This is a genomic window from Acidovorax sp. NN32 (genome assembly GCF_057597245.1).
The window spans coordinates 3603722-3629493 of sequence record NZ_CP199679.1 but is presented as its reverse complement, the minus strand read 5'-3'; the positions used below and the strand labels follow the sequence as shown (position 1 = coordinate 3629493).

Genomic DNA, 25772 nt, shown 5'->3' with positions numbered 1-25772 from the left:
TTTCTGATTCTGTTGGGAATTTCTAGAATCGACGGCAGAACACCACCCGCCGGAGACAACGCAGTGCTTACCCCCTCTATCGCTTCCACCACCCCGGCGCGTGCCACCGTGCGCGAAGTGGGTCTGCGCGACGGCCTGCAAAGCACTGCCACCGTGGTCTCCACCGCGCACAAGATCGAATGGCTCAACGCCGCCTACGCCGCCGGCCAGCGCGAGATCGAGGTCGGCTCCTTTGTGCCCGCCCGGCTGCTGCCCCAGCTGGCCGATACGGCCGAGGTGCTGGCCCACGCCAAAGCCCTGCCGGGCCTGGTGGCCTCGGTGCTCGTGCCCAACTACAAAGGCGCCGGACGCGCGCTGGAGTGTGGTGCCGACCTAGTGGTGGTGCCCCTGTCCGCCAGCCACGCCCACAGCCTGGCCAACCTGCGCAAGACCCCCGACGAGGTGGTGGCCGAGGTCGCGCGCATCCGATCACTGCGCGACGCCAGCAGCAGCCGCACGCTGATCGAAGGTGGCGTGGGTACGGCCTTTGGCTGCACCCTGCAGGGCGAGGTGGCCGAGAGCGAGGTGCTGCGCCTGATGCAAGCGCTGCTGGATGCGGGCGCCGACCGCGTGAGCCTGGCCGACACCGTGGGCTATGCCGACCCGGCCTCGGTCGCCCGCCTGTTTGGCAAAGCGCGTGCGCTGGTGGGCGACCGCCTGGCCTGCGCGCACTTCCACGACACGCGCGGCATGGGCCTGGCCAACGTCTATGCCGCCTGGCAGGCGGGCATCACCCGCTTTGACGCCTGCCTGGCCGGCATTGGCGGCTGCCCGCACGCGCCGGGCGCCAGTGGCAACGTCACCACCGAAGACCTGGTGTTCATGCTGGATCGCATGGGCATCGCCACTGGCATCGACGTGACTGCGCTGCTCGCACTGCGCCAGCGCGTGGCCGGATGGCTGGCGGGCGAGACCCTGCATGGCACGCTGTGGCAGGCAGGGCTGCCGCAGAATGCCGCACCTGCCGCGCTGCACGAAGCAGCAACCGCCTGAACCCCTTTTCGGAACGCCCTGAACATGAACGACGACACACCCGCCACCCCACCATCCCCCCGCCTGCCGCTCGAAGGCCTGCGCGTGGTGGAGTTCACCCACATGGTCATGGGCCCCACCTGCGGCATGGTGCTGGCCGACCTGGGGGCCGAGGTCATCAAGGTCGAGCCCGTGGATGGCGACCGCACCCGCCACCTGCTGGGCGCGGGCGCAGGCTTCTTCCCCATGTTCAACCGCAACAAGAAGAGCATTGCGCTCGACCTGCGCAGCCCCGACGGCCTGGCAGCGGCGCGCAAGCTCGCGGCGTCGGCCGATGTGGTGGCGCAGAACTTCAAGCCTGGCGTGATGACCAAATACGGCCTGGACTACGCGGCGCTGAGCCAGCTCAACCCGAGCCTTATCTATGTCAACCACACCGGCTTCTTGCCCGGCCCGTACGAGCACCGCACGGCGCTGGACGAGGTGGTGCAGATGATGGGCGGCCTGGCCTACATGACCGGCCGCCCCGGCGACCCGCTGCGCGCGGGCAGCAGCGTGAACGACATCATGGGTGGCATGTTCGGCGCGATTGGCGCGATGGCGGCGCTGATGCAGCGCGGCATCACCGGGCGGGGGCAGGAGGTGGACTCGGCCCTGTTCGAGAACAACGTCTTCCTGGTCGGCCAGCACATGATGCAGTACGCCGTCACCGGCAAACCCGCGGCCCCCATGCCCGACCGCATCTCGTCCTGGGCCGTGTACGACGTGTTCAGCGTGAAGGACGGCGGGCAGATCTTTTTGGCCGCCGTGAGCGATGCGCAGTGGCAGACCTTCTGCGATGCCATGGGCTATGCCGACCTGAAGGCCGACACCGGCCTGGCCACCAACAACGACCGCGTACGCGCCCGCCCCACGCTGATGCCCGTGCTGCGCGAGCGGCTGGCGCAGCACACGGCCGACGAACTGGCCGCGATCTTCGAACGCCACGGCCTGCCGTTTGCACCCATCCGCCGGCCCGAAGAACTGTTTGACGACCCGCACCTGCAAGCCACGGGCGGACTGGCCGACATCACGCTGCCCGATGGCGAACGTGCCGGGCAGACCGCGCAGATCACGCTGATGCCGCTGCGTATGGACGGCCAGCGGCTCGATGTGCGCTGCGACCCGCCCCGCCTGGGCCAGCACACGGCCGAGCTGCTGCAGGGCCTGGGCTACACGGCCGATGAGGTGGCGGCGTTGCACGCCGCCGGGGCCATCGCCTGATTTTTTGAAACCATCCCCGGGCATAGCAATGTGGCGCAGACCACCGCCCAGGGTTCCCTGACCACGACCGGAGACAAACCCATGCCACGCACCACCACTGCCCCCGCTTCACCCCACGACACGCCTGCCGCTCGCAGCGTGCTCACGCGCCGCCAGGCCCTCGCCACCGGCGCCGCCGCGCTGGGGGCTGTGGCCTGGGGCCTGCCCCACCTGGCCCGTGCCCAGGGTGATGGCAAGCCGCTGCGCGTGATCCTGCCGCTGTCGGCGGGCTCGGGGGCCGACGGCGCCATCCGTGCCATCAGCACCAGCCTGGCCAAGGCGCTGGGCCAGCCCGTGGTCATCGAGAACCTGCCGGGCGCGGGCGGCATCACCGGCACCACGCAGATCGTGCGGGCGCCCAAGGACGGCTCGGTGATCGGCGTGGTGTCCAACAACCACGTGGTCAACCCCAGCGTGTACAAGAACATTCCGTTCGACTCGCTCGCCGACATCACGCCCATCACCATCATTGGCGCCACGCCCTTCGTGCTGGTGGCCCACCCCTCGGTGCCCGTCAAGACCGTGCAGGAGCTGATCGCGCTGGCCAGGGCCAAACCCGGCGTCCTCAACTACGGCTCGTCGGGCAACGGCACCATCCTGCACCTGGCCGCAGCCATGTTCGTGGACCAGGCCAAGGTGTCGATCCAGCACATTCCCTACAAGGGCATGGGCCCGCTCATGAACGATGTGCTGGGCGGCCAGGTGCAGCTGGCCGTGGTGGCGGTAGCGCCTGCGGCAGCGCACATCAAGTCGGGAGCGTTGCGCGCCCTGGGCGTGACCACGGCCAGCCGCGTGCCGTCGTTGCCCGGTGTGCCCACCATTGCGGAGCAGGGCTTGCCGGGCTACGAGCTCGACGGCTGGATCGCCCCGGTGGGGCCTGCCGGCCTGCCCAAGGCCGAGCTGCAACGCCTGTATGCCGCCTTCAAAGCCGCGATGGAAATGCCCGAGGCGCGCGATGCGCTCATCGCCCAGGGCTACGAAATCAAGCTCACCCCTCCGGAGCCAGCAGCCGCGTTCTTTCGATCTGAGGTGGCGCGCATGGCGCAGGTCGTGAAAAACGCCAACGTGACGATGGATTGACGCGGGGCTGCCGTGTGGGGTGCGGTTGCCCGAAGGGCGTAACGCGCCGTCGCCCCGCATGAGGTCGTCTGCCGGGTCAGGCTGCGCTCGGCCGAGCCGCAATTTGAATATTTTTGGACGCTAGCGCTTATGTGACAAGCGCTGGTAGCTATGTTTTTTATAGCGATTCATCAACCCTGCGGTGCCGTCAGGGCGCGCTGCCCTGCCGGGTGGTGGTGAAGGTTCTGAAGCTGCGGCTGCTGGTGGCGCAGGCGGAACACCTCCACGGCCTCCACCAGCTGGCGGGCCTGGCCGCTCAGACTGCCGGCGGCGGCGGCGCTTTCTTCCACCAGGGCAGCGTTTTGCTGGGTGGTTTCATCCATTCGCACGATGGCCTGGGTGACGCGCAGCATGTCGGAGGTCTGGGCCGCGCTCGCCTGGCTGATTTCGTCCATGAGCGCGCTCACGCCTTGGATGGACGAGACGACTTCACCCATGGTGCTGCCCGCGTTCCGGGCGAGGTCAGAGCCGGCCTGCACGCGCTCCACGCTGGTCTGGATCAGCGCCTTGATCTCGCGCGCGGCGCTGGCACTGCGGGTGGCCAGGTTGCGCACCTCGCTGGCCACCACGGCAAAGCCGCGTCCTTGCTCGCCGGCGCGTGCTGCTTCCACGGCAGCATTGAGCGCCAGGATGTTGGTCTGAAACGCGATGCTGTCGATGACGCCGATGATGTCGGAAATGCGGCGTGAGCTGTCTTGAATGCCCTGAACCACCGTCACCATCTGCGTTACCACGTCGCCACCGCGCTGGGCCACCGATGCGCCGCTCTTGGCCAGCTCGCTGGCACGTTGGGCGTTGGAGGCGTTTTGCTGCACGGTGGCCTGCAGCTGCTGCATCGAAGAGGTGGTTTCGTCCAGCGACGAGGCCTGCTCTTCGGTACGCATGCTCAGGTCCACATTGCCTTGGGCAATCTCGGCGCTGGCACTGGCCACGCCCTCAGCGTTGCTGCGCACTCCCGACACCACGTTTTCCAGGTTCTCCTGCATGGTGCGCAGGGCTTCCAGCAGCCGCGCGGGTTCGTCCTTGCCATCGACCTCGATGGTGGTGGTCAGATCGCCGGCCGCCACCTTGTTGGCCACCGAGACCGCCACCCGCAGCGGGCGCACTACCGAGCGTGTGAGCAGCCAGCCCGCACAGCCGCCCAGGGCCGTGACCAGTGCCAGCGCTACCAGGCTGCTGATGAGCGCACGCCGCGCGCTCAGGGCCGCCTGCTCTGCAATGGTCGCGCTGCTGGCGGCCACCTGCTCGCTCAGTGCGGTGAGCAGCTTGGCCGGGCCCTGGTCGATGTCGGCCACGTCCGCGTCACCCGCAGAGGGCACAAAACCGAGCGACTGGAACACCTCAAAACCCTTGCGGTAGCCCTGTGCCATCTGCGCGTGGGCTTGGGTGAATTTCTGCAGCGCTGCCTTTTCCTGCGCATCGGTCAGTTGCGGCTCCAGCGCCTTGGCGGCGTCGGCCACCCGCTTTTCACTGGCCTGGAACGCTGCCCAGTGCAGTTCGCGCTTGCGCGAATCCTCACCCCGCAACAGGGTGTTCTTCCACTCCTGCACCTGGGTCTTGAACTCGTTTTCCATGCGGCTCACCGCACGTTCCTGGGCCACGCGTTCCTGCACCGTGGTCTCGTAGGTGCCCAGGCTGCTGTACAGGGCCGCAATGCCGAACAGGGCAGCGCCCAGCAGGAGCGCGAGCACCAGGCCCAGTGCGGTGGCCATGCGTGCGCCGATGGAGTGGTTGGACATTTTCATCGGTCAGCTCCCAAGGTTGATCTCGGTTTTCCATCTTGCTGCACGTCGCCTGCAACCTGAAACCGGTATGGCCCGAGGGTGGCGCCCCGCAGCCGCACAGAGGCCTTGTTGCACTTCATGCCTTCAGCTTGAGCAGGTACACCATCACCCGTGCCGTGGTGAGGTCCAGTTCCATGAACTCTGCCAAATCCTTGCCTGTCAGCCAAGAGGGTTCCCAGCGATTGCTTTTGAGCGTGCGCAGCCAGGATTCATGGGCGGTGGCGGCCTCCACGGCGGCCAGCATCTCGGCCATGCGGGCGCTGGGCACCCCTTTGCCGGTGAACACGCCCCGCCAATTGGCCATGGTGGCATCCAGCCCCTGCTCGCGGAAGGCGGGCAGGCCGAAGGCGCTGCGGCGGGACGACACGCCGATGGCGCGCAGTTTTCCTGCGGCTATCGCATCACTGAATTCGCTGTAGCCCGACAGCCCCACCGCCGCGTTGCCCGACACCAGGGCGTCCACCACCTCAGAGCCACCGGGGAAGGGTTTGTAGACCAGGTCTTCCGGCTTGGCCTTGGAGGCACGGGCTAGCACCCCGGCGAAGATGTGGTCCACCCCGCCGGCCGAGCCCCCCGCCACCGGCAGGGCGCGCAGGTCGGCGCGCATGGCATCGGCCAGGTCCTTGGTGTTCTTGATGGGGGATTTGGCGGCTACCGCTGCCACCAGGTAATCGCTGGTGAGCCGGGCAATGGGCTGGATGTGGCCCATGTCCACGGCGGGCTTTTGCAGCGCCACGGCACCCACCATCACCATGCCGCCCATCAGCAGGGTGTTGGGGTCGTTGCCGTATTTTTCGGCGTATTTGGCCAGGCCGATGGTGCCGCCCTTGCCGCCAATGTTCTCGTACTCGATCTGGTCCGCCGCGCCCACCGCAGCCAGGGCCGCTCCCAGCGCGCGGCCCGTCTGGTCCCAGCCGCCCCCGGGGTTGGCCGGGATCACGATGCGCAGTGTGCCCGCCAGTTTGGGGGCCTTGGGGGCGGTGGGGCGGGCTGCCGTGGCGCTGGCTTGCGCCCATGCGGCCGGGGTCAAAGCGGTCCACGCCGTAGCGGAGAGTGCAGCATGTGCGAGTGCCTTGCGGCGGCTGAGGGGGGTCATGGGGTACCTCGTGAAAACGCGGGGGTGAAAAGCATGTCCTTCACGCAACCGGACAGCAGGGTCGGCTTCTCTGCGCAGCCTCGCCGCAAGAGGGCGGCTTGCAACGCTGCAGGGAAGTCTCCCAATTTTTGATTGGACGTGGTGGCAATGGTCACCATCCAAGCTGTCAGTCTGCTGTCGGGAGTATCAGGGTAAACGCGCTGGGCCTTGCGCAACGGATTGGCCATGAAAAACGCCCTGCGCCGCAATTGCGGGGCAGGGCGTTGTGCTGAACGAATGCTGGGGTTCAGTGTGCCGCTGGCTGGGCAGGGATTACAGCGAGTCGATGAAGCTGCGCAGCTTGTCCGAGCGGCTGGGGTGCTTGAGCTTGCGCAGCGCCTTGGCTTCTATCTGGCGGATGCGTTCGCGCGTCACGTCAAACTGCTTGCCCACTTCTTCCAGCGTGTGGTCGCTGGTCATCTCGATACCAAAGCGCATGCGCAGCACCTTGGCTTCGCGCGGGGTCAGGCCATCCAGGATGTCCTTGACCACGTCGCGCAGGCCAGCCTGCATGGCGGCTTCGATAGGGGCGGTGTTGGCGCCGTCTTCGATGAAGTCGCCCAGGTGGCTGTCGTCGTCGTCCCCGATCGGCGTTTCCATGGAGATCGGCTCTTTGGCGATCTTCATGATCTTGCGGATCTTGTCCTCGGGAATCTCCATCTTGGCCGCCAGGATGGACGCATCGGGCTCAAAACCAAACTCTTGCAAGTGCTGGCGGCTGATGCGGTTCATCTTGTTGATCGTCTCGATCATGTGCACCGGGATACGGATGGTGCGCGCCTGATCGGCAATCGAGCGGGTGATGGCCTGGCGAATCCACCAGGTGGCATACGTCGAGAACTTGTAGCCCCGGCGGTATTCGAACTTGTCCACCGCCTTCATCAGACCGATGTTGCCTTCCTGGATCAGATCGAGGAACTGCAGGCCACGGTTCGTGTACTTCTTGGCAATCGAGATCACGAGGCGCAGGTTGGCCTCGATCATTTCCTTCTTGGCATCGCGCGAGGTGGCTTCACCTTCGTTCATGCGCTTGTTGATGCCTTTCAGCTCTGCCAGTGGCACGACCACGCGCGACTGCAGGTCCATCAGCTTTTGCTGCAGGTCCTGGATGGGCGGGATGTTGCGCGCAATCACAGCCGACCAGGGCTTGCCAGCAGTGGCCTGCTTTTCGACCCACTGCAGGTTCAGCAGGTTGGGCGGGAAGTCCTTGATGAACGTCTCTTGGGGCATGCCGCACTTGTCCACGATGATGCGGCGCAGCTCGCGTTCCTTCTTGCGCACATCGTCCACCTGGCCGCGCACCATGTCGCACAGCTTCTCGATGGTCTTGGCGGTGAAGCGGATGGTCATCAGCTCGGCCGACAGGGCCTGCTGGGCCTTTACATACGCAGGGGTGCCATAGCCTTCCTTGTCGTACACCTTGTGGACCTTCTCGAACAGCTCGCGCAGCTTGTCGAAGCGCTCCAGCGCCTGCTTCTTGAGCTCTTCGAGCTTCTTGGTCAGCGCCTTGGAGCCGCCCTTGCCGTCGTCGTCATCGGCTTCGTCGAATTCGTCGAAGTCTTCTTCGGCCACATAGTCGTCGGCCTCGTTGGGGTTGGAGAAGCCGTCCACGATGGTCGAGATCACGACCTTGCCTTCGCGGATGTCTTCGCCCATGTTCAGGATCTCGGCGATGGTGGCGGGCGATGCGCTGATCGCCTCCATCATGGCCATCAAGCCGCCTTCGATGCGCTTGGCGATTTCGATTTCGCCTTCACGGGTCAGCAGCTCCACGGTGCCCATTTCGCGCATGTACATGCGAACCGGGTCTGTGGTGCGGCCGAACTCCGAGTCCACCGTGGACAGCGCGGCTTCGGCGGCTTCTTCCGCCTCTTCTTCGGTGGCGCCTGCGGGGGCGTTGTCCGTGATGATCAGCGCCTCAGCGTCGGGCGTCTGCTCGTACACCGCCACACCCAGGTCGTTCAGCGTGGTGATGACAGCTTCGAGGGTTTCGGCATCGACCAGCTTGTCGGGCAAGTGGTCGTTGATTTCAACGTGGGTGAGGTAGCCGCGCGTCTTGCCCAGCTTGATCAGGGCCTTCAGGCGCGCACGGCGCTTGGCCATGTCCTCTTCGGACAGGACGGTTTCGTCCAGGCCGAATTCCTTCATCAAGGCGCGTTCCTTCGCCTTGCTGATCTTCATGCGCAGCGGCTTGACCTTCTCAACCGTGGCTGCGGTTTCGGTGGTTTCTTCGACTTCACCTTCCAGGTCGGCCTCGATGTCGGACAGGTCGGTGTCGTCACCGCCTTCGTCGCCAGCGGCCGCAGCCTTGGGCTTGCGTCCGCGCTTGGCGGGGGCCTTGGCTTCAGCGGCACCAGCGGCCTTAGCAGGGCGGCCTGGGCGCTTCTTCGGGGTTTCTTCGTCGTCGGATGCTGCAGCCTTGGCGCGGGCAGGCTTTTTCTTCAGCAATTCATCGGCAGCTTTGGTCAGCTCGGCAGAACTTTTCACAGGCACAGTTTTCACTTTCTTGGCAACCGGGGCGGGCGCGGCGGCAGCTTTTTGAGAAGCAGCCTTGGCCGGGGCTTTGGCAGCGGTTTTGGTGGCAGCCTTTGCGGCGGTACCTGGAGCAGACTTGAGTGGCTTCGCGGACTTTTGAGCGGGCATGGAACAACCTCAGGATCAAAAACGGACACAAAGAAAACGCAAGCGCCTCAGGTCCCGGCGCGGGTGGCAACGCAAAGCTACGAGGGCTTTGCGCTTTGAGGGGAGGCCCTCAGGGGCAAGATGTCTGGGCGATCATTTGGTGTGCAGTCCTTGCGATGGTTGGACGGTTGTGCGCGTTTGTCACGGTGGTCCGGCTCGGAGGTGCTGCTGTCGCTCTTGCCAATAACTAACCCTACATTATACCTTTGGCGCTGATTTCAAGCCGCCTTTGCAGCCACGCCGAGTAAAACCCTGCGCTTTTGTTCCAAAGCGCGGTAACGCTCCAGGGCCGTCGGGTCATCAGCCGCTTGGAGCATCAATAGCTTTTGCTGTGCCTCGATGTCCTCAATCTGCATGCGGTTGAGCAGGTCGCGCAGTTCCAGTCGCAGCTCCTGCATTGCGCCTTCGGTCTGGGCGTGCGAGCCCGTCATCACCTTGACGGCCAGCGCTTCGCATTCGTGCTCGCGCAGGCTTTCGCGCAGCACAGCCCAGGCCAAGGGGCCATGTTCATGAAACTGCGCTTCCAGCCAGCTGAACAGCGGGCCGTGGGGGGCGGGCTGCGCGCACAGGGTGGTGTGGTCGTCGTGGGTCAGCTCCTCCAGAAACGCCATGTGCGACAGCAGCAGGCGCGCAGCATGGTCCGCTCGGCTGGCCGTGGGGGTGCGTGGCAGGCGGGGCTGGGGTGGCCAGGGGGAGTCCTTGTCCTTTTTCTTCCAGTTGCTCTTCCAGTCGCCACCCTTGCGGAATGCGGGCCTGTTGTTGCCGTAGCCGCTGCCATTGCCATAGCTGCCTGGATATCCTCCGGCCGGTTCCCCTTGGGGCGGCCACGTTCCGGCATCGGGCGGGGCGTCCCAGGACGGCGGTTCGTGATCGTAGGCCGCCGGGGCCTGCCGGGCTGGCGCACTGCCTGCGCCAGGGTGGCCAGAGTAGCCAGAGTGGGAGGACCGGGGTGCCTCGCGCGACGTGGCCTGGCCCCACAGGTCGGCCAGGTCCTGGGCCTTGAGCTGGGTCAGGTCCGCCAGATCGCTGAGCACCTGGCGCTTGAGCACGCCATCGGGCAGGGCTGTCCACAGCGGGCGGGCGTTGCTGGCCATGTGGGCGCGGCCCTCGGCGGTGGCCAGATCGCAGCCATCACTTGCTGATTCAACCAGGAAGCGGCTGAGCGGCACGGCCTCGCTCACGTGCCGGGCAAAAGCGTCCGTGCCGTTGGCGCGGATGAAGCTGTCGGGGTCATGCTCTGCAGGCAAGAAGAGGAATTTGATGCTGCGCGTGTCCGTGGCGTGGGGCAGGGCGCCGTCGAGTGCCTTGCGCGCAGCGCGCCGACCTGCCGCGTCGCCATCGAAGCTGAACACCACCGATTCGGTGAAGCGCAGCAGCTTTTGCACATGTTCAGGCGTGCAGGCCGTGCCCAGCGTGGCCACCGCGTTCGGAAAGCCCAGCTGCGCCAGCGCTACCACGTCCATGTAGCCTTCGGTGACCAGCGCGTAGCCATGCTCGCGGATGGCGGTGCGCGCCTCGAAAAGGCCATACAGTTCGCGCCCCTTGTGGAACACCGGGGTTTCGGGTGAGTTGAGGTACTTGGGCTTGTCATCGCCCAACACCCGCCCGCCAAAGCCGATGCATTCGCCCTTGACGTTGCGGATGGGGAACATCACCCGGTCGCGAAACCGGTCATAGCGCTTGCCGCCATCTTCGTCGTTGACGATGACCAACCCGCTCTCTTCCAGCAGCGGGTCGTCGTATTGCGGGAACACGCTGGCCAAGCTGCGCCAGCCCTCCGGTGCGTAGCCCAGGCCATAGCGCTTGGCCACGGTGCCCGAGACGCCACGGCCTTTGAAGTAGCCGATAGCGCGTTGTGACTCGCGCAGGTGGCGGCGGTAGGCGTCGGCGGCTTTTTCGAGCACATCGGTCAGCGTGGCCTGCTTTTGGCGAGCGGCGGCGGCGCGCTCTTTTTCCTGTGGGGAGATGTCGTCGTCCGGTACCTGCAGGCCCACCTGCTGGGCCAGATCCTGTACCGCCTCGACAAACCCCATACCCGCATGTTCCATGAGGAAACTGATGGCATTGCCGTTTTTTCCACACCCAAAGCAGTGGTAGAACTGCTTGGCGGGGCTGACGCTGAACGAGGGGGATTTTTCACCGTGGAAGGGGCACAGCCCCATGAAATTGGCGCCACCTTTCTTCAATGGCACGTAGCGGCCCACGATGTCGACCACATCGACGCGGGCAAGCAACTCCTGAATGAAAGACTGTGGGATCGTCACACCCCGTATTGTCCGCGTAAACTATTTGTTACCAGATATTGCAGAAGCGGGGCTTTCGGCATGGCAGTCACGTTGCGGCACCAGGCGGTGGGTGGGGCAGGCACCTCGGCGCAGCACATGCTGCGGCGCCGGGATGTGGCTGTGCTGCTGCCGCTGGTGGCAACAGGCCTGTGGCCCACGGCAGCGCATGCGGCGCCGGTGCTGCGTGTGCTGTCCTGGCCCGGGTATGCCGATCCCGATATCGTGGCGGTTTTCGAGAAGCGCCATGGCGCCAAGGTGGAGATCACCACCGTCGCCTCTGACGATGTGCTGCGTGCCAAGCTGGCCAACCCTCAGGGAGCCGGTTTTGATCTGGTGGCCGCCAATACGGCCGAAATTGCGCGGCTGGTGGCCCGCCGGCTGCTCGCACCGTTGCCCGTGCACAACATCCCCAACACCGAGCGGCAGCTGCCGCGCTTTCGGCAACTGCATGCCATCGCTGGCATTGCGCAGGGTTCGGACGTGTATGCGATGCCCTACACCTATTCAGAGATGGGGCTGATCTACGACCGCCAGCAGATCACTACCCCACCTGCCTCCATTGCCGTGCTGTGGGACCCCCGCTGGCGCGGGCGCGTGCTGGCATTTGACGGCAGCAGCCACGGTTTTTCGCTGGCTGCGATGTACCGGGGGATGGCGCCGTTCCATATCCCCGCCACGCAGTTTGGCCCGCTGGCGCGGGATCTGGTGGCCCTGCGCCGCAACGTGCGCTCGTTTTACAGCCTTCCCGAAGAGTCGCTGGAGCTGTTTCGCAAACACCGCATTGCGGTCATGCATGCCAACTATGGCCAGCAGCAGCTCAAGCAGTTGCGGGATGCTGGGCTGGATGTGGGCTACGTGGTACCGCGCGAAGGGGCTCTGGCCTGGCTGGACTGCTGGGCCATCACCCGCCGGTCCACCCAGGTGGCGCTGGCCACCGAGTGGATCAACTACATGCTCGACCCCTCCGTCAGCCGCGAACTGACCCGGCGCCAGGGCCTGGCCAACACGCTCGAAGAGCCGCCCGCGCTGTCGGGCGATGCCCCCGCAGGCGCCATTGTGTGGCTGGAGCCCGTGGAGGACGAGGCCCGCCGCGCGCAGCTGTGGCAGCGCATCCTGTCGGGCGACCGACCAAACCGGTTCTGAGCCATGAAAACCCGCATGAAATGGGGCATTGCGCTGCGGCTGGGGATGCTGCTCGCGTCCTTCAGTGTGTTTGCGGCCATTCTTGCGGGTTACTACACCTTTGATTCCAGCCGCGCGCGCCTGCAGGGGCGGGCCGAACAGGCGTTGCTGGCCACCACGCAGGTGCTGGCGCGCCACATGCAAGCCGGCTTTGGCACCGTGGCGCGCGACACGGCTTTTCTGGCCAGTGTGGCGGCCATAGAGCAGGACAAGAACGTGCTGGCTGATGTGTTCCGTGCCAGCTTGATCACCCACCCGAGCTACCTGCAGATCCGCTTCATCGGCGTGCAGGACTTTGGCCTGGAGCTCGTACGCATCGACCGGACTGGCGACGCGTGGGTCCGCGCCAGCGAGGACGAACTGCAGGAGAAGGCCCACTTCCCCTTTGTGTTCGAAACCCTGGCGTTGGCGCCGGGCGAGGTCTATGTGTCGGAGTTCGGCATCAACCACGAAGGCGCAGCCGATGCCGAGCCGCTGCCCGTGTTCAGCATGGCTTCGCCCGTGGTGCGGGGGGGCCAGGTGCGTGGCGTGGTGGTGGTGCGTGTGGCGGCGCAGCATTTCCTGCGTAGCTTCAATACAGCGCTGCCCGCTCCTTATGGTTTCTTCCTCAGCAACCGCTGGGGCGATTTTCTGGTGCACCCGGACGCCAGCCAGACCTTCGGGTTCGACCGGGGCCAGCGCATCCTGATCCAGGACAGCTTTGCGCCCGTGGCCGCACTGGTCGGGGGCCACCAGGAAGAGGTGGTGCTCAGTCTGCCGGGCACTGACGACGAAGAGGCCCGCGTCTTCTCGTTCGTGCGCATGCCCTTCGGGCGCGAGGAGGAAAAGCGGTTCATGGTGGTGGGGCTCTCGCAACCACTGGCGGCGGTCCAGGGCGAGGTGGTGAACCTGGGCAACAGCATCCTCAAGATCCTGCTGGTGCTGAGTGCCGTGGGGGTGGTGCTGGCGGCGTTGGTTTCACGCGTGGTCACCCAGCCCCTCAAAGCCATGGTGCGCGCCACGCAGGCACTGCCGCAGGGACGTCCCCACGGCGTGCTGCCGGTGGATCGCGAGGACGAGGTGGGTGAGCTGGCGCGCAGCTTTCAAGACATGGAGCAGCAGATCCTGCGCCAGATGACCGAACTCAACGCCAGCCGCGATGCCATGGCCCACCTGGCACACCACGACGCACTCACCGGCCTGCCCAACCGACGCATGTTCGAGCAGCGCCTGGCGCAGGCGCTGGAGCTGTCGCGCCGCAGCGGGCGTGACTGCGCGCTGCTGTTTGTGGACCTGGATGACTTCAAGGCCATCAATGACGGGCGGGGGCACGCCGTGGGCGACCTGGTGTTGCAGGCCGTGGCCCGCACCATCGTAGGCGCCGTGCGCCAGGCCGACACCGTGGCCCGGCTTGCGGGCGACGAATTCACCGTGTTGTGCGAGAACGTGGATTCCGAAGATGCGGCCCTGCAGATCGCTGCCAAGCTGGAGCAGGCCTTCGAGTCTCCGCTCGACATCGAAGGCCAGCCCTTCCCGGTGCGAGCCAGCATCGGCGTGAGTCTGTTCCCGCGCGACGCGCACGACGCGCACACGCTGCTGGCCAGCGCCGACGCGGCGATGTACCGTATCAAGCAGAGTCGCCGCCGAAGGGTTTGAGTCAGCCTGGGGCGGTAGGCTGCGTTCTGTTTACCTCTCAGCACCGACCCATGACCTCCATCTTTGACCAGCACCTGCCCCGCACCGAAGCCAACTTCGCTGCCCTGTCCCCCCTGTCGTTCATCGAACGCACGGCCGAGGTCTACCCCGACCGTCTGGCCATCGTGCACGGCACGCTGCGCCAGACCTGGGCACAGACCTACGCGCGCTGCCGCCAGCTGGCCAGCGCGCTGACCAAGGCCGGCATTGGCAAGAACGACACCGTGGCCGTGATGCTGCCCAACACCCCACCCATGGTGGAGGCGCACTTTGGCGTGCCCATGGCCGGCGCGGTGCTCAACACCCTCAACACCCGGCTCGACCCGGAGGCCATCGCCTTCATGCTCGACCACGGCGAGGCCAAGGCCGTCATCGTGGACCCGGAGTTCACCGGCACCATGGCCAAGGCACTGGCCCTGCGCACGGGCACTACCCCCATACGCGTGATCGAGGTGCAGGACGCGCTTTATGGACCCGCAGTTCAAAGCCTGGGCGGCACCGACTACGAAGCCTTTGTGGCCAGCGGCGATGCGGCCTTTGCCTGGAGCCTGCCCGCCGACGAGTGGGATGCGATTGCGCTCAACTACACCAGCGGCACCACGGGCAACCCCAAGGGCGTGGTCTACCACCACCGGGGCGCGGCCAGCAACGCCATCAGCAACGTGCTGGAGTGGGACATGCCCAAACATGCGGTGTACTTGTGGACGCTGCCCATGTTCCACTGCAACGGCTGGTGTTTTCCGTGGACCATCGCTGCCCGCGCAGGCGTCAACGTGTGCCTGCGCAGGGTGGACGCGCAGGCCATCTTCGACGCCATCCGCAACCACGGTGTCACGCACTACTGCGGCGCGCCCATCGTGCACGGCCTGCTGGTCAACGCGCCCGATGCGATGAAGGTGGGCATCCCCGCAGGCGTCAAGGCCATGGTGGCGGGCGCCGCGCCACCGGCCTCGATGATCGAGGGCATGGAAAAAATGGGGTTCGACCTGACCCATGTGTACGGCCTGACCGAGGTGTATGGCCCCGCCACCGTGTGTGCCAAACACGAAGCCTGGGATGCCCTGGACATTGGCGAGCGCGCCCGCCTCAACGCCCGCCAGGGCGTGCGCTACCACCTGGAGCGCGATGTGCGCGTGCTCGACCCCGAGACCATGCTGCCCGTGCCACAGGACGGCGAAACCATGGGCGAGATCATGTTCAAGGGCAACATCGCCATGAAGGGCTACCTCAAGAACCCCAAGGCGACGGAAGAAGCGTTTGCAGGCGGCTGGTTCCACAGCGGCGACCTGGCCGTGCAGTACCCCGACGGCTACATCAAGATCAAGGACCGCAGCAAGGACATCATCATCTCGGGCGGCGAGAACATCTCGTCCATCGAGGTCGAAGACGTGCTCTACCGCCACCCCGACGTGCTGGCCGCCGCCGTGGTGGCCAAGCCCGACCCCAAGTGGGGCGAGACGCCCTGCGCGTTTGTGGAGCTGAAGGCCGGTGCGCAGACCACGCCCGAAGACATCGTGGCGCATTGCAAGAAGCACCTGGCGGGCTTCAAGGTGCCGCGTGCCGTGGTGTTTGGCGAGCTGCCCAAGACCAGCACCGGCAAGATCCAGAAGTTCGAGCTGCGCAAGCAGGCCGGGTCGGCGGCCGCCATCAACGTCTGATCACCCGGCTCAGCCAAAACCGCACGCCAGCGTCTGCCGGCCGCCATCGAGGTTGTATTCCGACTTCCAGTAGTGCCGGTCTTCGATGGCGGTGAACTCCACGCCAGGCCCGGTCGGGTAGGCCTTCGCGAAAGGGCGGCGCAGGATCACGAGCAACTCGCACCGAGGCGGCCAGTCCGCCACCTCGTCGATAACGTTGCCCTGCGCCAGTTCGGCCTCCAGGATCGCACGCAGCGGGGCGGCCAGCGCGGCGAGAACCTGCTGGCGGCTCATGCGCAGGGCTGGCTGGCGGCAAGGGGCCTCGCCGACCGCTGGGTCGCCGCATCGTCCAGCAGCCGCTGCAGCGCCTGCACCTGCCACTGGTGCTCTGGCTCAAACGCCGAGAGGTCTTGCACCGCATACCCGCCATAGGCATACACCGTGGCATAGGCCGCGTAGCTGGCGGCCTCCAGCGCCCGGCCCGCCAGCGCGTTGGCCACGGCGTAGGTGGCCGACACGGCGGCATGGGCCGACCCGTCCAGCGACTGCGAGCCCCGGTGGTGCGAGGCCACCGCTTTCAGCCGCTCTGCTGCGTTGGCCAAAGTGGCCGCATCCACCGTGCCCGCCGTGAACGCGGCCAGCACGTCGAGGCCGGCGATGGCCTCCGGATCTTCCAGCAGATGGCGCACGCGCTGCACACAGGCCAGGCCAAAGGCCAGGCGCAGCGGGGTGTGGGCGTCGCTGGCCAGCCCGCAGTCGGCTGCCAGTTGGGTGAGAGCGGCGTTCATGGTGTGCATCCTTTCCGGCGGCTGATCTATTTACAGAGTTTTGCTATCAATTAAATAGCTGCTTGCGTAATCAGGATAAGCGCCAGGGCCTGTTTTTATCAAGATCCTGGCGCTGCGCAGCCGGCGCAGGAAATTGTGGCGGCCCGTGGGCCGCGCGTCCAGCCGGGCAGAGGAGGTGGCGGCTTAGCTCGCTATGCTGCAAGGCCCTCCAGCCAGACCCGTGGCGACATGCCCACCTTCTGCGCAAACACGCGCGACAGCGCCGAGGGGTTGGCGTAACCCAGCTCATTGGCAATCGACTTCAACGACCGTCCGCCGCGCAGATGGGCCTGCGCCAGCGTCAGCCGCCAGTGCGCCAGGTAGTCGGCGGGGGTGTCGCCCACCACGGCCTTGAAGCGGGCCGCAAACGCACTGCGCGACATGCCTGCCTGCTGCGCCATCTGCGCCAGGCTCCATGGCTGGCCCGGCGCATCGTGCAAGGCGGTGAGGGCGCGGGCCAGGGCAGGGTCGGCGAGACCCGTGAGCAGGCCGGGCGGCATGTGCGCCTGCTCAGGGTGGTCCAGCAGCCAGCGCAGCAGCTGCAGCAGCACCACTTCAAACAGCCGGTCGGCCAGCACGCGGTGACCGCAGCGCAGGCGGTCGGTTTCGGCAAACAGCAGGTCCAGCGACTGCTGCAGCCTGTCCACCTTGCCCAGGGGCAGCAGCACCAGCGGGGGCAGGGCGCGGGCCAGCGGGTGGCTGGCACCACCGTCAAAGTCCAGCGCCGCGCAGGTGAAGTCCGAGCCCTCCGTGGGCGCATTGTGAAAAAAATGCTCCAGCGGTCGGGCGTAGAAGAGCAGGCTGGGCTCAGCTACCTCCAGCCGCTCCGGTGGCCCCGCCTGGGGCTGGTGCGTCACCACCATCTCGCCACGGCGCAGCACATGCAGAAACCCGCGCCCGGGCGCCGCCGCAAAGTGGGTCACGCCGCACAGCGGGCCGCTGTGGAACAGGTGGGCGCGCACCCGAAAGCGCTCCAGCAGCGACGACAGCCGGTCAAACGGAGCGGGTGCCTGCGTTGGCAGAGGCGTGGTGCAAGTGTCGCGGGCATTCATGGTGATTTTGGATGATTAGGTATGAATGGTGGATTTTATGTGCCCAATGGTACGCGCTGACGCTGGACACTGCAAGGGTGCTGAGAACAGGCACCCGGTGCTTAACCCCTTAACCAAGCACCGGCCCTTTAAACCAAACCGTCTTTCATGACCTTCAAGGAAATCCACGCCATGTCCGCTAACTCCTCCTCCGTTGCCCGCGTCCCCCTCGTTGACCGCACCGCCGCCACCGGCTCCGTGCGCACCGTGCTCGACCAGATCCACGGCGCTTTCGGTGCCACCCCCAACATGTTCCGCGCGGTGGCCAACTCGCCTGCCGCGCTGCAAAGCATGTGGGCCGCCTTTGGTGCGCTGGGTGGCGGCGTGATCGGTGCCGCACTGGGCGAGCAGATCGCTGTGGCCGTGGCCAATCGCAATGCCTGCGACTACTGCCTGGCCGCCCACACCGCACTGGGCCGCAAGGCAGGCGTGAGCGGCGACGATTTGGCCGCCGCGCAGTCGGGCGAATCCGCCGACCCGCGCACCGCCGCCGTGCTGCGCTTTGCGCTGAAGCTGGTCAATGAACGTGGCCAGGTGGATGCCGCCGATGTGCAGGCGCTGCGCGACCACGGCTGGAGCGACGAACACATCGTCGAGATCGTGGGCCATGTGGCGCTCAACCTGTTCACCAACTACGTGAACGTGGCGCTCGCGGTGCCGGTGGATTTCCCCGGGGTCAAGCTGCGTCCCGCACGCTGAACAAAGGAGCGGCGCGTGTCTTGCCCACGGGCCGGATTGCGCGCTGCCCCCTGGCGCGGCATGTGCCGTGCCAGTGCCATGCGCTGGGGGCAGGGCAGTGGGGCCGGCACTCCCACGTGCCGGACTCCATGTGTGCGCTTTTTGCACGCGTGACCTGCCGCAAAGTCGTTTGTCGGGGCGGCGGGCCTGCCGCACCATGGCCGTTCCCTTGCCACCCTACCCCAAGGAAGCTACCGCCATGACCCCCACCCGCGACGAGCATGCCATCGACACCCTGCCACGCCTGGAGGCCTTGCTGGGCCCACTCAGCGAGGCCTCCGTCCACAAAGAGCTCCCGTATGTGCACCCCGCCTACCGCGCCATGATCGCGGCGTCGCCCTTTGCCGTGCTGGCCACCACCGGCCCTGGCGGGCTGGACGCCTCGCCGCGTGGTGACCCGGCGGGTTTTGTGCAGCTGCAGGACGATAAGACCCTGCTCCTGCCCGAGCGCCGTGGCAACAACCGCGCCGACAGCCTGCGCAACATCGTGGCCGACCCGGGCGTGGCGCTGCTGTTTCTCATCCCCGGCGTGGGCGAAACCCTGCGCGTCAACGGCCACGCGCGCATCAGCGTGGCGCCCGACCTGCTGGAGCGGTTCGTGGTCAACGGCCAGCCGCCCAAATGCGTGATCGTCGTTGATGTGCAAGCCGTGTACTTCCAGTGCGCCCGCGCCATACAGCGCTCGCGCCTGTGGAGCGCTGTACCGCCTGGCACCCCGCGCACGGTGCCGACCCCCGGCGCCATCCTCGCGTCCATCACGCAGGGCCGGTTTGACGGCGCCACCTACGACCGCGAACTGCCCGCGCGCCAGCAAGCCACGTTGTATTGATGGACAAGGTGTGTGCGGGCCAAGGTGCTCCTGTGCCCGAGTGCGCCTGCGAACCAACCTGCACAATGGACACGGCTGGCTCACCAGCCCCTTAAAACGAATTGCGTGTCTGCGACGTACCGAAGCCGTCCAGGCGGAGTTCGTCGAACCCTTGTGCAGCGCTCCGACAAGCTCGGCGTGAGCAGATTGTTGAACGCAGCCGATAGCAGTGGAGGTGCAATGGATTCCGTGCTGTTGATCGTAGCCCTGGGCGCCGTAGCCGCCGGGTTTGTGCAGGGCCTGTCGGGCTTCGGCTTTGGCATGGTGGCCATGTCGTTCTGGGCCTGGACGCTGGAACCCCGCCTGGCCGCGCTGCTGGCGGTGTGCGGCGCGCTCACCGGCCAGCTGGTGGCGGCGGCCACGGTGCGCCGGGGGTTTGACCGGGTGCGCCTGCTGCCCTTTGTGCTGGGTGGCCTGGTGGGCATCCCCATTGGCGTGGCCGTATTGCCCCGGCTGGACATGGACGCGTTCAAGGTCATCCTGGGCACGCTGCTGGTGCTGTGGTGCCCGGCCATGCTGATGGCCAAGCAGTTGCCCCGCATCACGCGCGGCGGGCGCGTGGCCGACGCGCTGGTGGGTATGGCAGGCGGCGTGATGGGCGGCCTGGGCGGCTTCACCGGCGTGCTGCCCACCCTTTGGTGCACCTTGCGCGGTCTGGACAAGGATGTGCAGCGCGCCATCATCCAGAACTTCAACCTGGCCATGCTGCTGGTGACCTTCATCACCTACCTGGCCACCGGCCTGGTCACCCGCGAAGCGCTGCCCCTGGTGGCCATCGTCATACCTGCCATGCTGGTGCCCACTCTGCTGGGCGCCAAGCTGTACCACGGCATCAGCGAGGCGAGGTTTCGGCAGATTGTGTTGGGGATGCTGACGCTGTCGGGGGTGGCGATGTTGATGGCGGGGGTGCCGAAGGTGCTGGAGCGTTGGTTGTGACAAGCGGGTATCTAAATAAGCAGGTTCCAGCATGCCGCCTTTTGCTCAGCGTGTCGGTGCGAAGCACGATGGCGGCAATTTTTCTCGGATTCAGCTCAGTCTCATCACCACGCCTTCACCCAAACAACCAATGAGTCCACGCCATCACAGGAGTGGACGCGTGAAGCATAAAGTGCCAAGTTCAAGCCCCGGGGTGCGCGCCGCTCCGCACAACCTGTATCCATCATGATGACTCCAGATCATCTCCTAACCGTCGAGCGAGTTGCTCGGGAGCACCATGATCTCGTGGCAGCGCTGCTCTACAGATACTTGTCGGAGTTGGGCGCCAGTACGGACTACCCGTACTTGCACCTGTACTGGCAGGAGGCGGGGCGAACGCCGTACCTATTTCGAGTGGGCGACAACGTGGCGGGATTTGCTCTCGTCCGAAACATTGAGCGCGGGCTGCATGAGATAGCTGAGTTCTGGGTTGAGCCACGCTATCGGCGCCGCGGCGCGGGGAGGGCGGCCGCCTTGGCGCTCTTCCAAGCGCATCCGGGCGAGTGGTCTGTCGCAAGCTATCCTGGCAATGTTGGAGCCGAGTTGTTTTGGCGTAACGCCACTGCGGGGTTTCGTTCTCACATTGCGCCTTCCCACGATCGTGGCGCATCCGTGTATCGTTTTCGGTCTCCAGCAGATGCTGGTAACACTCTGCTGCGAGAGTCGGCTTCGCCGTCCGCTGAGCGCTAACGTCAAGCGTCACACGATTCAACATCACATCCCATTCGCGATCCTATGCCTCAACTCGAGTACCGTCACAACGTACCGCTAGATCCCGTCGAAGTTGTTCGGGTCTTCGACGCGTCAGGGATCACGCGTCCAACCTCTGACCTTCCCCGAATCGCGCGCATGTTCGCGGCGCCGAGCCTCGTGATCTCGGCCTGGGAGGATGGACGCCTGGTGGGACTGAGTCGATCACTCACCGACTACGCCTACTGCTGCTACCTCTCTGACCTTGCTGTCGACAAGGCTCTTCAGGGTCGAGGCGTGGGCAAGGAACTGATGAGGCGGACGCAGGCGGTCATTGGCGAAGAGGTCGCTCTCATACTGCTGTCAGCGCCGAACGCGATGTCCTATTACCCTGCAATCGGCTTTCAACGTGCTGAGAACGCATTTGTCATCCGGCGAAAGAGGTGACGCCGAGTTGGTAGTCTTTAAGTGGGAGCCCCTACGGCGCGCCGCCTGGCCTGCTAGGTGTGCTGGCTATCATCGGCCTCGTGTGACAGTCGTCATGCCACCATCTTCCGCTTGGCTCGAACGTCTGGCTGCACAAAGCCCACCGCCGGGGAACGCAGGCATTGCCGTCCGAACTCACGAACTTCACTGGGAGTGCAAATTGCAAAACTTCTACATGCCACTTCAACTGGCCCCTACAGCGCTCTCCCAGCCAATCCTTCCCAACTGGTCGTTCAATCTCTTTCAGGTCAACTTGGGAGCGACTTCAAACGCCAAGGTAGAGCAAGCTGCGCTGGAGAAGGTTGGTAGTTACGGCAAGCAAATCGGCAGGCTCGCAGAGGCACTGGAAGTTGTGATCCACCAACTCCATCTTCTCGACAGCGCGGACCTTTCGCGTGAAGACAAGGATGCACTGCAAGTATTCCTTGGCGACGTTGCAGCGGTTCGCAAGATCAAGGCAGGCCTTCAGCCCTGAACGGCCTGTTCGGGCACAGCTTGTCGAAGCCTTGCGAGTCGCTTCGACAAGCTTGTGGGGCTCGCAGCGTGAAGGGTTTCAAGTCCGGCTGCAGATGGAGGTGTTGATGCGGAGGCATCAACATCTCCATCTCAATCCCCCATCACCACCCCTTCACGCCGTGGGTCCGCGCCCCCCATCCACAGCTTCTTGCCGTGTGCCTGGCCACGCGTAATGGCCTGCAACCCACTCGTCATATTCATCTCGCGCACCTCGGCGCCGCGTGCGCGTAGGGCTTCGACGGTGGCGGGCGGGAAGCGCTTTTCTTCCAGCAGTGTGGGGCCGTTCATCGAGCCGAAGTTGGGCAGGTTGATGGCCTGCTGGGGCATCAGGCCCCAGTTGAGCACGCCGTAGAGCGTCTTGGCGGTGTAGTGGATGATGGCCGCGCCGCCGGGGCTGCCGCCGCTCATCAGCAGCTCGCCGGTGGCCTTGTCGAACACGAGGGTGGGTGCCATGGACGAGCGGGGGCGTTTGCCGGGCTGCACGCGGTTGGCGATGGGCTGGCCCTGGGCGTCGGTGGGGGCAAAGCTGAAGTCGGTCAGCTCGTTGTTCAGCAAGAAGCCTTTGACCATCTGGCGCGCGCCGAATTGGTCTTCGATGGTGGTGGTCATGGCCACGGCGTTGCCAAAGGCATCGACGATGCTGATGTGGCTGGTGCCGTATTCGGGCTGGTCGGGCATGGGAGCGTAGCTGGTCTTCACGGCGGCCGGGTTGCCGGGCTGGGCGACCTTCATGCTTTGCGTGCCGATGAGCTTGGCGCGTTCGGCCAGGTAGGCGGGGGCGATCAGGCTGGTCCAGCTGCCGCCGGGGGGCTGCACAAAGTCAGGGTCGGCCACGTACAGCGCGCGGTCGGCAAAGGCCAGGCGGGCGGCCTCGCTGTACAGGTGCAGCCAGTCGGCGGATGGAACGCCGTCTTGCAGGGGCTTGGCGGCAGCGTCGGTGTTTTTCAGGATGCCCAGGATCTGCCCGATGGCAATGGCGCCCGAGCTGGGCGGCGGGAAGCCGCAGATGCGGAAGTCTTTGGCCTGCACCTGGTAGTCGTGGCACAGCGCCTCGCGCTTTTTGGGCTGGTAGCCGGCCAGGTCGGCCATGCTGAGTTTGCCGGGGTTGGTGGGGTGTTTTTGCACCTTGTCCACGATGGCCTGGGCGATTTCGCCTTCGTGCAGGGCCTTGCTGCCTTCGGCGGCAATCTTGCGCAGCACGGCGGCCAGCTCGGGGTTGCGCAGGTTCACGCCCACATCGCGCGCGTCGCCGTCGGCCTTGTAGAAATAGGCGGCAGCCACCGGGTCCTTCTTGAGGTGCGGGTCGGCCTTGACCAGGGTGTTGAGCCGTGCGCTGATTTTGAAGCCGCCTTCGGCCAGGGTGATGGCGGGTTGGAACAGCGTGGCCCAGGGCAGCCTGCCGTGCTGCTTGTGCGCCATCTCCAGCATGCGCACGGTGCCGGGCACGCCGACCGAGCGGCCGCCCACCACGCCATCGTAGAACTGCACGGGTTTGCCGTCGGCGCCGAGAAAGAGTTTTTCGTCCGCAGCGGCGGGGGCAGTCTCGCGGCCGTCGTAGGCCTCCACGGTTTTGCCGGTGCTGTGCAGCAGGAAGGCGCCGCCGCCGATGCCGCTCGATTGCGGCTCCACCAGGGTCAGCACCATCTGCACGGCAATGGCTGCGTCGATGGCAGAACCCCCGGCCTTGAGGATCTGGTAGCCCGCATCCGTGGCCAGCGGGTTGGCGGCGGCCACGGCAAATTTCTCGGTGGCCCAGCCGGGCTTTTCGGTGTAGCCGGACGAGCCTTCGGGCTGGGCGGGCACGGTGTACGCGAACTGTGACGGGGCGCTGGCGCAGCCTGCCAGCAGCACGGCCGAGGCCAGCAGGCTCAGGCTGAAGGTGATGGCACGAGGGGAGGGCAGGGGGTGCGTGGTGGTTTTGGGCATGGACAACTCCTGGGTGGCGAGAAGCGAAGGGGGAGAAGAAGTGGCCATGGTACGCGGACCGGCCGGAGCGACGCCGGGGCGTTACATCGCGCTACAGGCTCCGGAAATTTGGGTGTTTTTAGCCTCTAGCGCTTATCCATAAAGCGCTAATAGCTATAAATATAATAGCATTTAAGCAGCCGTCATGCTGGCTTGGGCCCGGGCCGCCCGTCTTCCACCACAAAGCGGGCGAGCGTGGTGGCGGCACTGTCCGCGTGCAGCGGGTCGTCCAACACGCGCAGGGTGGTGGTCCAGCGCGTGGGCGTGATGTCTGCCAGCCCATAGCCGCGCTGGTCGCAGCGGGCCAGCAGCACATGCGGGTTGTGCCGGGCGATGGCGTCCACCTTATCTTGTGTGGTGCCCGAGCGCGAGCTGATGGACGTGCCGCAGAACTCGCTGGCCACCACGGGCGACTCCGGGCGATCGGGATTGGCGTGCACTCTGCACACATAGTTCTGGTGGATGTCGCCGCCCAGCAGCACGGTGTTGCGCGGGGCGTGCTGTGCCACGGCCTGCAGCAGGCGCGCGCGGGCTGCGGGGTAACCGTCCCAGCTGTCGGCGGACGTAACGCCCGAAGGGTAGTGGCGCGGCGAAAACAGGGTTTGCTGTGCCAGCACGCTCCAGTGGGTGGCGTCTTTGGTGTGTGCGTCGGCGGCCAGGCCGGTGTCCAGCCACTGCTCTTGCGCTGCGCCCAGCAGCGTGCGGGCGGGGCTGGCCAGGTCGGCGCAGTCTGCCGCGCGCACAGCGCCCGCGCTGGCGGACTGGGGCGTGCGGCAGGCCTGCCAAGTGCGGTACTGGCGGCTGTCCAGCAGGTGGAAGTGGGCTAGGCGCCCCCAGCGAAGGCGGCGATAGACCTGCAGGGCATCCCAGCGGGTGCCGGAGGCGGGGCCGTTCAGGCTGGCGGTGCGCAGCGGCATGTTTTCGTAGAAGGCTTGCCATGCAGCGCCTCGCAGCGTCAGAAAGCTGCCATCGTCGCCCTTACCGGTACCACTGGCGTAGTCGTTCTGCACCTCGTGGTCGTCCCAGGTCACGGCCCAGGGGCAGGCAGCGTGGGCGGCTTGCAGGGCGGGGTCGCTTTTGTGCAGTGCGTAGCGGTCCCGAAAGTCCGCCAGCGTGGTGGCGTGGCGCAGGTTGTGGGTGCGCGTCAGGTCGGTGGTGTTTTTCGGCGTCGCGTATTCGTAGATGTAGTCGCCCAGAAACAGCACCAGGTCGGGCTGGTCGGCCACCAGATGGTGCCAGGCGGCGTAGTGACCGTGTTCCCAGCGCTGGCAGGAGGCAAAGCCGATGCGCAGCGTGGCGGGCAGGTCATCGGGGGCCGGGGCCGTGCGCGTGCGGCCGGTGGCGCTGATGGCATCGCCCAGCATGAAGCGGTAGTGGTACCAGCGGCTTGGTGCCAGGCCCTGCAGCTCCACATGCACGCTGTGGCCGAGCGCAGGCAGGGCGGTGGCTTCGCCTTTTTGCACGATCTGTGCAAAACGCACATCGTGCGCCACCTCCCACCGCACGGTGTGGGCCGCTTGCATCAGCGCCGGGTTGGCCAGCACCAGCCGCGTCCACAGCACCACACCGTCGGGCGCCGGGTCTCCACTGGCCACGCCCAGCGCGAAGGGGTTGCTCTGTAGTGCTGGTGCGTTGCTCCATGCCCAGCGGGGCAGTTGGGTGGCAGCGGCGGCGGCCAGGATGGCCTTCCGCAAAAATGCGCGTCTCTGCTCTGGATTCATTGCGGGGCGCTGGATAGGTGCGCTGCGCTTAGAACCGGCGCGGCCCAGGCCAGCGGCCACCGCGCAAGGGCCGCCAAGCTGCGG

The 25772-nt window shown here is 66.0% G+C and carries 21 protein-coding genes; 12 read left to right on the top strand and 9 right to left on the bottom strand.

Features of this window, described 5'->3' with window-relative positions; translation table 11 throughout:
• The first annotated feature begins 63 nt into the window (after positions 1 to 63).
• From ACT89O_RS16755 to ACT89O_RS16745, 3 genes are all read left to right on the top strand, one after another.
• Positions 64 to 1032 (top strand): hydroxymethylglutaryl-CoA lyase, encoded by a 969-nt coding sequence (locus tag ACT89O_RS16755; RefSeq protein WP_487260635.1) that lies wholly within the window; start codon positions 64 to 66, stop codon positions 1030 to 1032.
• 24 nt (positions 1033 to 1056) lie between these two features.
• A complete protein-coding gene (locus tag ACT89O_RS16750; RefSeq protein WP_487260634.1) occupies positions 1057 to 2274 on the top strand; it encodes a CaiB/BaiF CoA transferase family protein in 1218 nt (405 codons plus the stop codon).
• A gap of 81 nt (positions 2275 to 2355) precedes the next feature.
• Positions 2356 to 3393 carry a tripartite tricarboxylate transporter substrate binding protein gene (locus ACT89O_RS16745; protein WP_487260633.1) on the top strand — a complete coding sequence of 346 codons (1038 nt, stop codon included), beginning with the start codon at positions 2356 to 2358 and terminating at the stop codon, positions 3391 to 3393.
• 170 nt (positions 3394 to 3563) lie between these two features.
• On the opposite strand, the gene ACT89O_RS16740 is transcribed toward ACT89O_RS16745, so the two are convergent.
• From ACT89O_RS16740 to dnaG, 4 genes are all read right to left on the bottom strand, one after another.
• Entirely contained in the window at positions 3564 to 5177 is a 1614-nt protein-coding gene (locus tag ACT89O_RS16740) for a methyl-accepting chemotaxis protein (protein WP_233559230.1), read from the bottom strand.
• Positions 5178 to 5292: 115 nt separating this feature from the next.
• The gene (locus tag ACT89O_RS16735; protein ID WP_218301809.1) at positions 5293 to 6312 is read right to left on the bottom strand and encodes a Bug family tripartite tricarboxylate transporter substrate binding protein; all 1020 of its coding nucleotides are present in this window, start codon (positions 6310 to 6312) and stop codon (positions 5293 to 5295) included.
• A 312-nt stretch (positions 6313 to 6624) separates the two neighbouring features.
• A complete protein-coding gene (gene rpoD, locus ACT89O_RS16730; RefSeq protein ID WP_055398678.1) occupies positions 6625 to 8994 on the bottom strand; it encodes an RNA polymerase sigma factor RpoD in 2370 nt (789 codons plus the stop codon).
• 257 nt (positions 8995 to 9251) lie between these two features.
• Complete coding sequence (dnaG, locus tag ACT89O_RS16725) at positions 9252 to 11297, bottom strand: DNA primase (RefSeq protein ID WP_487260632.1); 2046 nt, start codon at positions 11295 to 11297, stop codon at positions 9252 to 9254.
• Between the two features lie 60 nt (positions 11298 to 11357).
• Here dnaG and ACT89O_RS16720 point away from each other — a divergent pair, with 60 nt between their 5' ends.
• From ACT89O_RS16720 to ACT89O_RS16710, 3 genes are read left to right on the top strand one after another with little or no spacing between them, the layout of a single operon-like run.
• Complete coding sequence (locus ACT89O_RS16720) at positions 11358 to 12461, top strand: ABC transporter substrate-binding protein (RefSeq protein WP_487260631.1); 1104 nt, start codon at positions 11358 to 11360, stop codon at positions 12459 to 12461.
• A 3-nt stretch (positions 12462 to 12464) separates the two neighbouring features.
• A complete protein-coding gene (locus ACT89O_RS16715) occupies positions 12465 to 14135 on the top strand; it encodes a diguanylate cyclase domain-containing protein (protein ID WP_233559231.1) in 1671 nt (556 codons plus the stop codon).
• A gap of 50 nt (positions 14136 to 14185) precedes the next feature.
• Positions 14186 to 15832: an acyl-CoA synthetase gene (locus ACT89O_RS16710; protein ID WP_487260630.1), complete on the top strand. Its 1647-nt coding sequence runs from the start codon at positions 14186 to 14188 to the stop codon at positions 15830 to 15832.
• A 9-nt stretch (positions 15833 to 15841) separates the two neighbouring features.
• Here ACT89O_RS16710 and ACT89O_RS16705 read toward each other — a convergent pair whose 3' ends face one another.
• From ACT89O_RS16705 to ACT89O_RS16695, 3 genes are all read right to left on the bottom strand, one after another.
• Positions 15842 to 16105, bottom strand: a complete 264-nt coding sequence (locus ACT89O_RS16705) for a hypothetical protein (RefSeq protein WP_108497552.1) — start codon at positions 16103 to 16105, stop codon at positions 15842 to 15844.
• The gene (locus tag ACT89O_RS16700) at positions 16102 to 16599 is read right to left on the bottom strand and encodes a hypothetical protein (RefSeq protein ID WP_176886469.1); all 498 of its coding nucleotides are present in this window, start codon (positions 16597 to 16599) and stop codon (positions 16102 to 16104) included. The genes ACT89O_RS16705 and ACT89O_RS16700 overlap by 4 nt, the downstream gene beginning before the upstream one ends.
• 191 nt (positions 16600 to 16790) lie before the next feature.
• On the bottom strand, positions 16791 to 17690 hold the full coding sequence (locus ACT89O_RS16695; RefSeq protein ID WP_487260629.1) for a helix-turn-helix transcriptional regulator: 900 nt from the start codon (positions 17688 to 17690) through the stop codon (positions 16791 to 16793).
• A gap of 171 nt (positions 17691 to 17861) precedes the next feature.
• Between ACT89O_RS16695 and ACT89O_RS16690 the strand changes: the two genes are divergently transcribed.
• From ACT89O_RS16690 to ACT89O_RS16665, 6 genes are all read left to right on the top strand, one after another.
• Positions 17862 to 18428: a carboxymuconolactone decarboxylase family protein gene (locus ACT89O_RS16690; RefSeq protein WP_487260628.1), complete on the top strand. Its 567-nt coding sequence runs from the start codon at positions 17862 to 17864 to the stop codon at positions 18426 to 18428.
• A gap of 238 nt (positions 18429 to 18666) precedes the next feature.
• A complete protein-coding gene (locus tag ACT89O_RS16685; protein WP_487260627.1) occupies positions 18667 to 19296 on the top strand; it encodes a pyridoxamine 5'-phosphate oxidase family protein in 630 nt (209 codons plus the stop codon).
• 219 nt (positions 19297 to 19515) lie between these two features.
• Entirely contained in the window at positions 19516 to 20271 is a 756-nt protein-coding gene (locus tag ACT89O_RS16680; protein ID WP_487260626.1) for a sulfite exporter TauE/SafE family protein, read from the top strand.
• A 225-nt stretch (positions 20272 to 20496) separates the two neighbouring features.
• Positions 20497 to 21000: a GNAT family N-acetyltransferase gene (locus ACT89O_RS16675; RefSeq protein WP_487260625.1), complete on the top strand. Its 504-nt coding sequence runs from the start codon at positions 20497 to 20499 to the stop codon at positions 20998 to 21000.
• Between the two features lie 159 nt (positions 21001 to 21159).
• Positions 21160 to 21447 (top strand): GNAT family N-acetyltransferase, encoded by a 288-nt coding sequence (locus ACT89O_RS16670; RefSeq protein WP_487260624.1) that lies wholly within the window; start codon positions 21160 to 21162, stop codon positions 21445 to 21447.
• A 199-nt stretch (positions 21448 to 21646) separates the two neighbouring features.
• Positions 21647 to 21961, top strand: a complete 315-nt coding sequence (locus ACT89O_RS16665; protein ID WP_487260623.1) for a hypothetical protein — start codon at positions 21647 to 21649, stop codon at positions 21959 to 21961.
• 131 nt (positions 21962 to 22092) lie between these two features.
• Here the strand turns inward: ACT89O_RS16665 and ACT89O_RS16660 are convergent, their stop codons facing one another.
• The gene (locus ACT89O_RS16660) at positions 22093 to 23928 is read right to left on the bottom strand and encodes a gamma-glutamyltransferase family protein (protein ID WP_487260622.1); all 1836 of its coding nucleotides are present in this window, start codon (positions 23926 to 23928) and stop codon (positions 22093 to 22095) included.
• Between the two features lie 182 nt (positions 23929 to 24110).
• Positions 24111 to 25688, bottom strand: coding sequence for an alkaline phosphatase D family protein (locus ACT89O_RS16655; RefSeq protein WP_487260621.1), 1578 nt, complete (start codon positions 25686 to 25688; stop codon positions 24111 to 24113).
• Between the last annotated feature and the right edge of the window lie 84 nt (positions 25689 to 25772).

Coding starts and splice junctions, on each gene's coding strand:
- ACT89O_RS16750 (WP_487260634.1), top strand. CDS start 1,057: ATGAACGACGACACACCCGCCACCCCACCATCCCCCCGCCTGCCGCTC.
- ACT89O_RS16745 (WP_487260633.1), top strand. CDS start 2,356: ATGCCACGCACCACCACTGCCCCCGCTTCACCCCACGACACGCCTGCC.
- ACT89O_RS16740 (WP_233559230.1), bottom strand. CDS start 5,177: ATGAAAATGTCCAACCACTCCATCGGCGCACGCATGGCCACCGCACTG.
- ACT89O_RS16735 (WP_218301809.1), bottom strand. CDS start 6,312: ATGACCCCCCTCAGCCGCCGCAAGGCACTCGCACATGCTGCACTCTCC.
- rpoD (WP_055398678.1), bottom strand. CDS start 8,994: ATGCCCGCTCAAAAGTCCGCGAAGCCACTCAAGTCTGCTCCAGGTACC.
- ACT89O_RS16720 (WP_487260631.1), top strand. CDS start 11,358: ATGGCAGTCACGTTGCGGCACCAGGCGGTGGGTGGGGCAGGCACCTCG.
- ACT89O_RS16715 (WP_233559231.1), top strand. CDS start 12,465: ATGAAAACCCGCATGAAATGGGGCATTGCGCTGCGGCTGGGGATGCTG.
- ACT89O_RS16710 (WP_487260630.1), top strand. CDS start 14,186: ATGACCTCCATCTTTGACCAGCACCTGCCCCGCACCGAAGCCAACTTC.
- ACT89O_RS16705 (WP_108497552.1), bottom strand. CDS start 16,105: ATGAGCCGCCAGCAGGTTCTCGCCGCGCTGGCCGCCCCGCTGCGTGCG.
- ACT89O_RS16700 (WP_176886469.1), bottom strand. CDS start 16,599: ATGAACGCCGCTCTCACCCAACTGGCAGCCGACTGCGGGCTGGCCAGC.
- ACT89O_RS16695 (WP_487260629.1), bottom strand. CDS start 17,690: ATGAATGCCCGCGACACTTGCACCACGCCTCTGCCAACGCAGGCACCC.
- ACT89O_RS16690 (WP_487260628.1), top strand. CDS start 17,862: ATGTCCGCTAACTCCTCCTCCGTTGCCCGCGTCCCCCTCGTTGACCGC.
- ACT89O_RS16685 (WP_487260627.1), top strand. CDS start 18,667: ATGACCCCCACCCGCGACGAGCATGCCATCGACACCCTGCCACGCCTG.
- ACT89O_RS16680 (WP_487260626.1), top strand. CDS start 19,516: ATGGATTCCGTGCTGTTGATCGTAGCCCTGGGCGCCGTAGCCGCCGGG.
- ACT89O_RS16675 (WP_487260625.1), top strand. CDS start 20,497: ATGATGACTCCAGATCATCTCCTAACCGTCGAGCGAGTTGCTCGGGAG.
- ACT89O_RS16670 (WP_487260624.1), top strand. CDS start 21,160: ATGTTCGCGGCGCCGAGCCTCGTGATCTCGGCCTGGGAGGATGGACGC.
- ACT89O_RS16660 (WP_487260622.1), bottom strand. CDS start 23,928: ATGCCCAAAACCACCACGCACCCCCTGCCCTCCCCTCGTGCCATCACC.
- ACT89O_RS16655 (WP_487260621.1), bottom strand. CDS start 25,688: ATGAATCCAGAGCAGAGACGCGCATTTTTGCGGAAGGCCATCCTGGCC.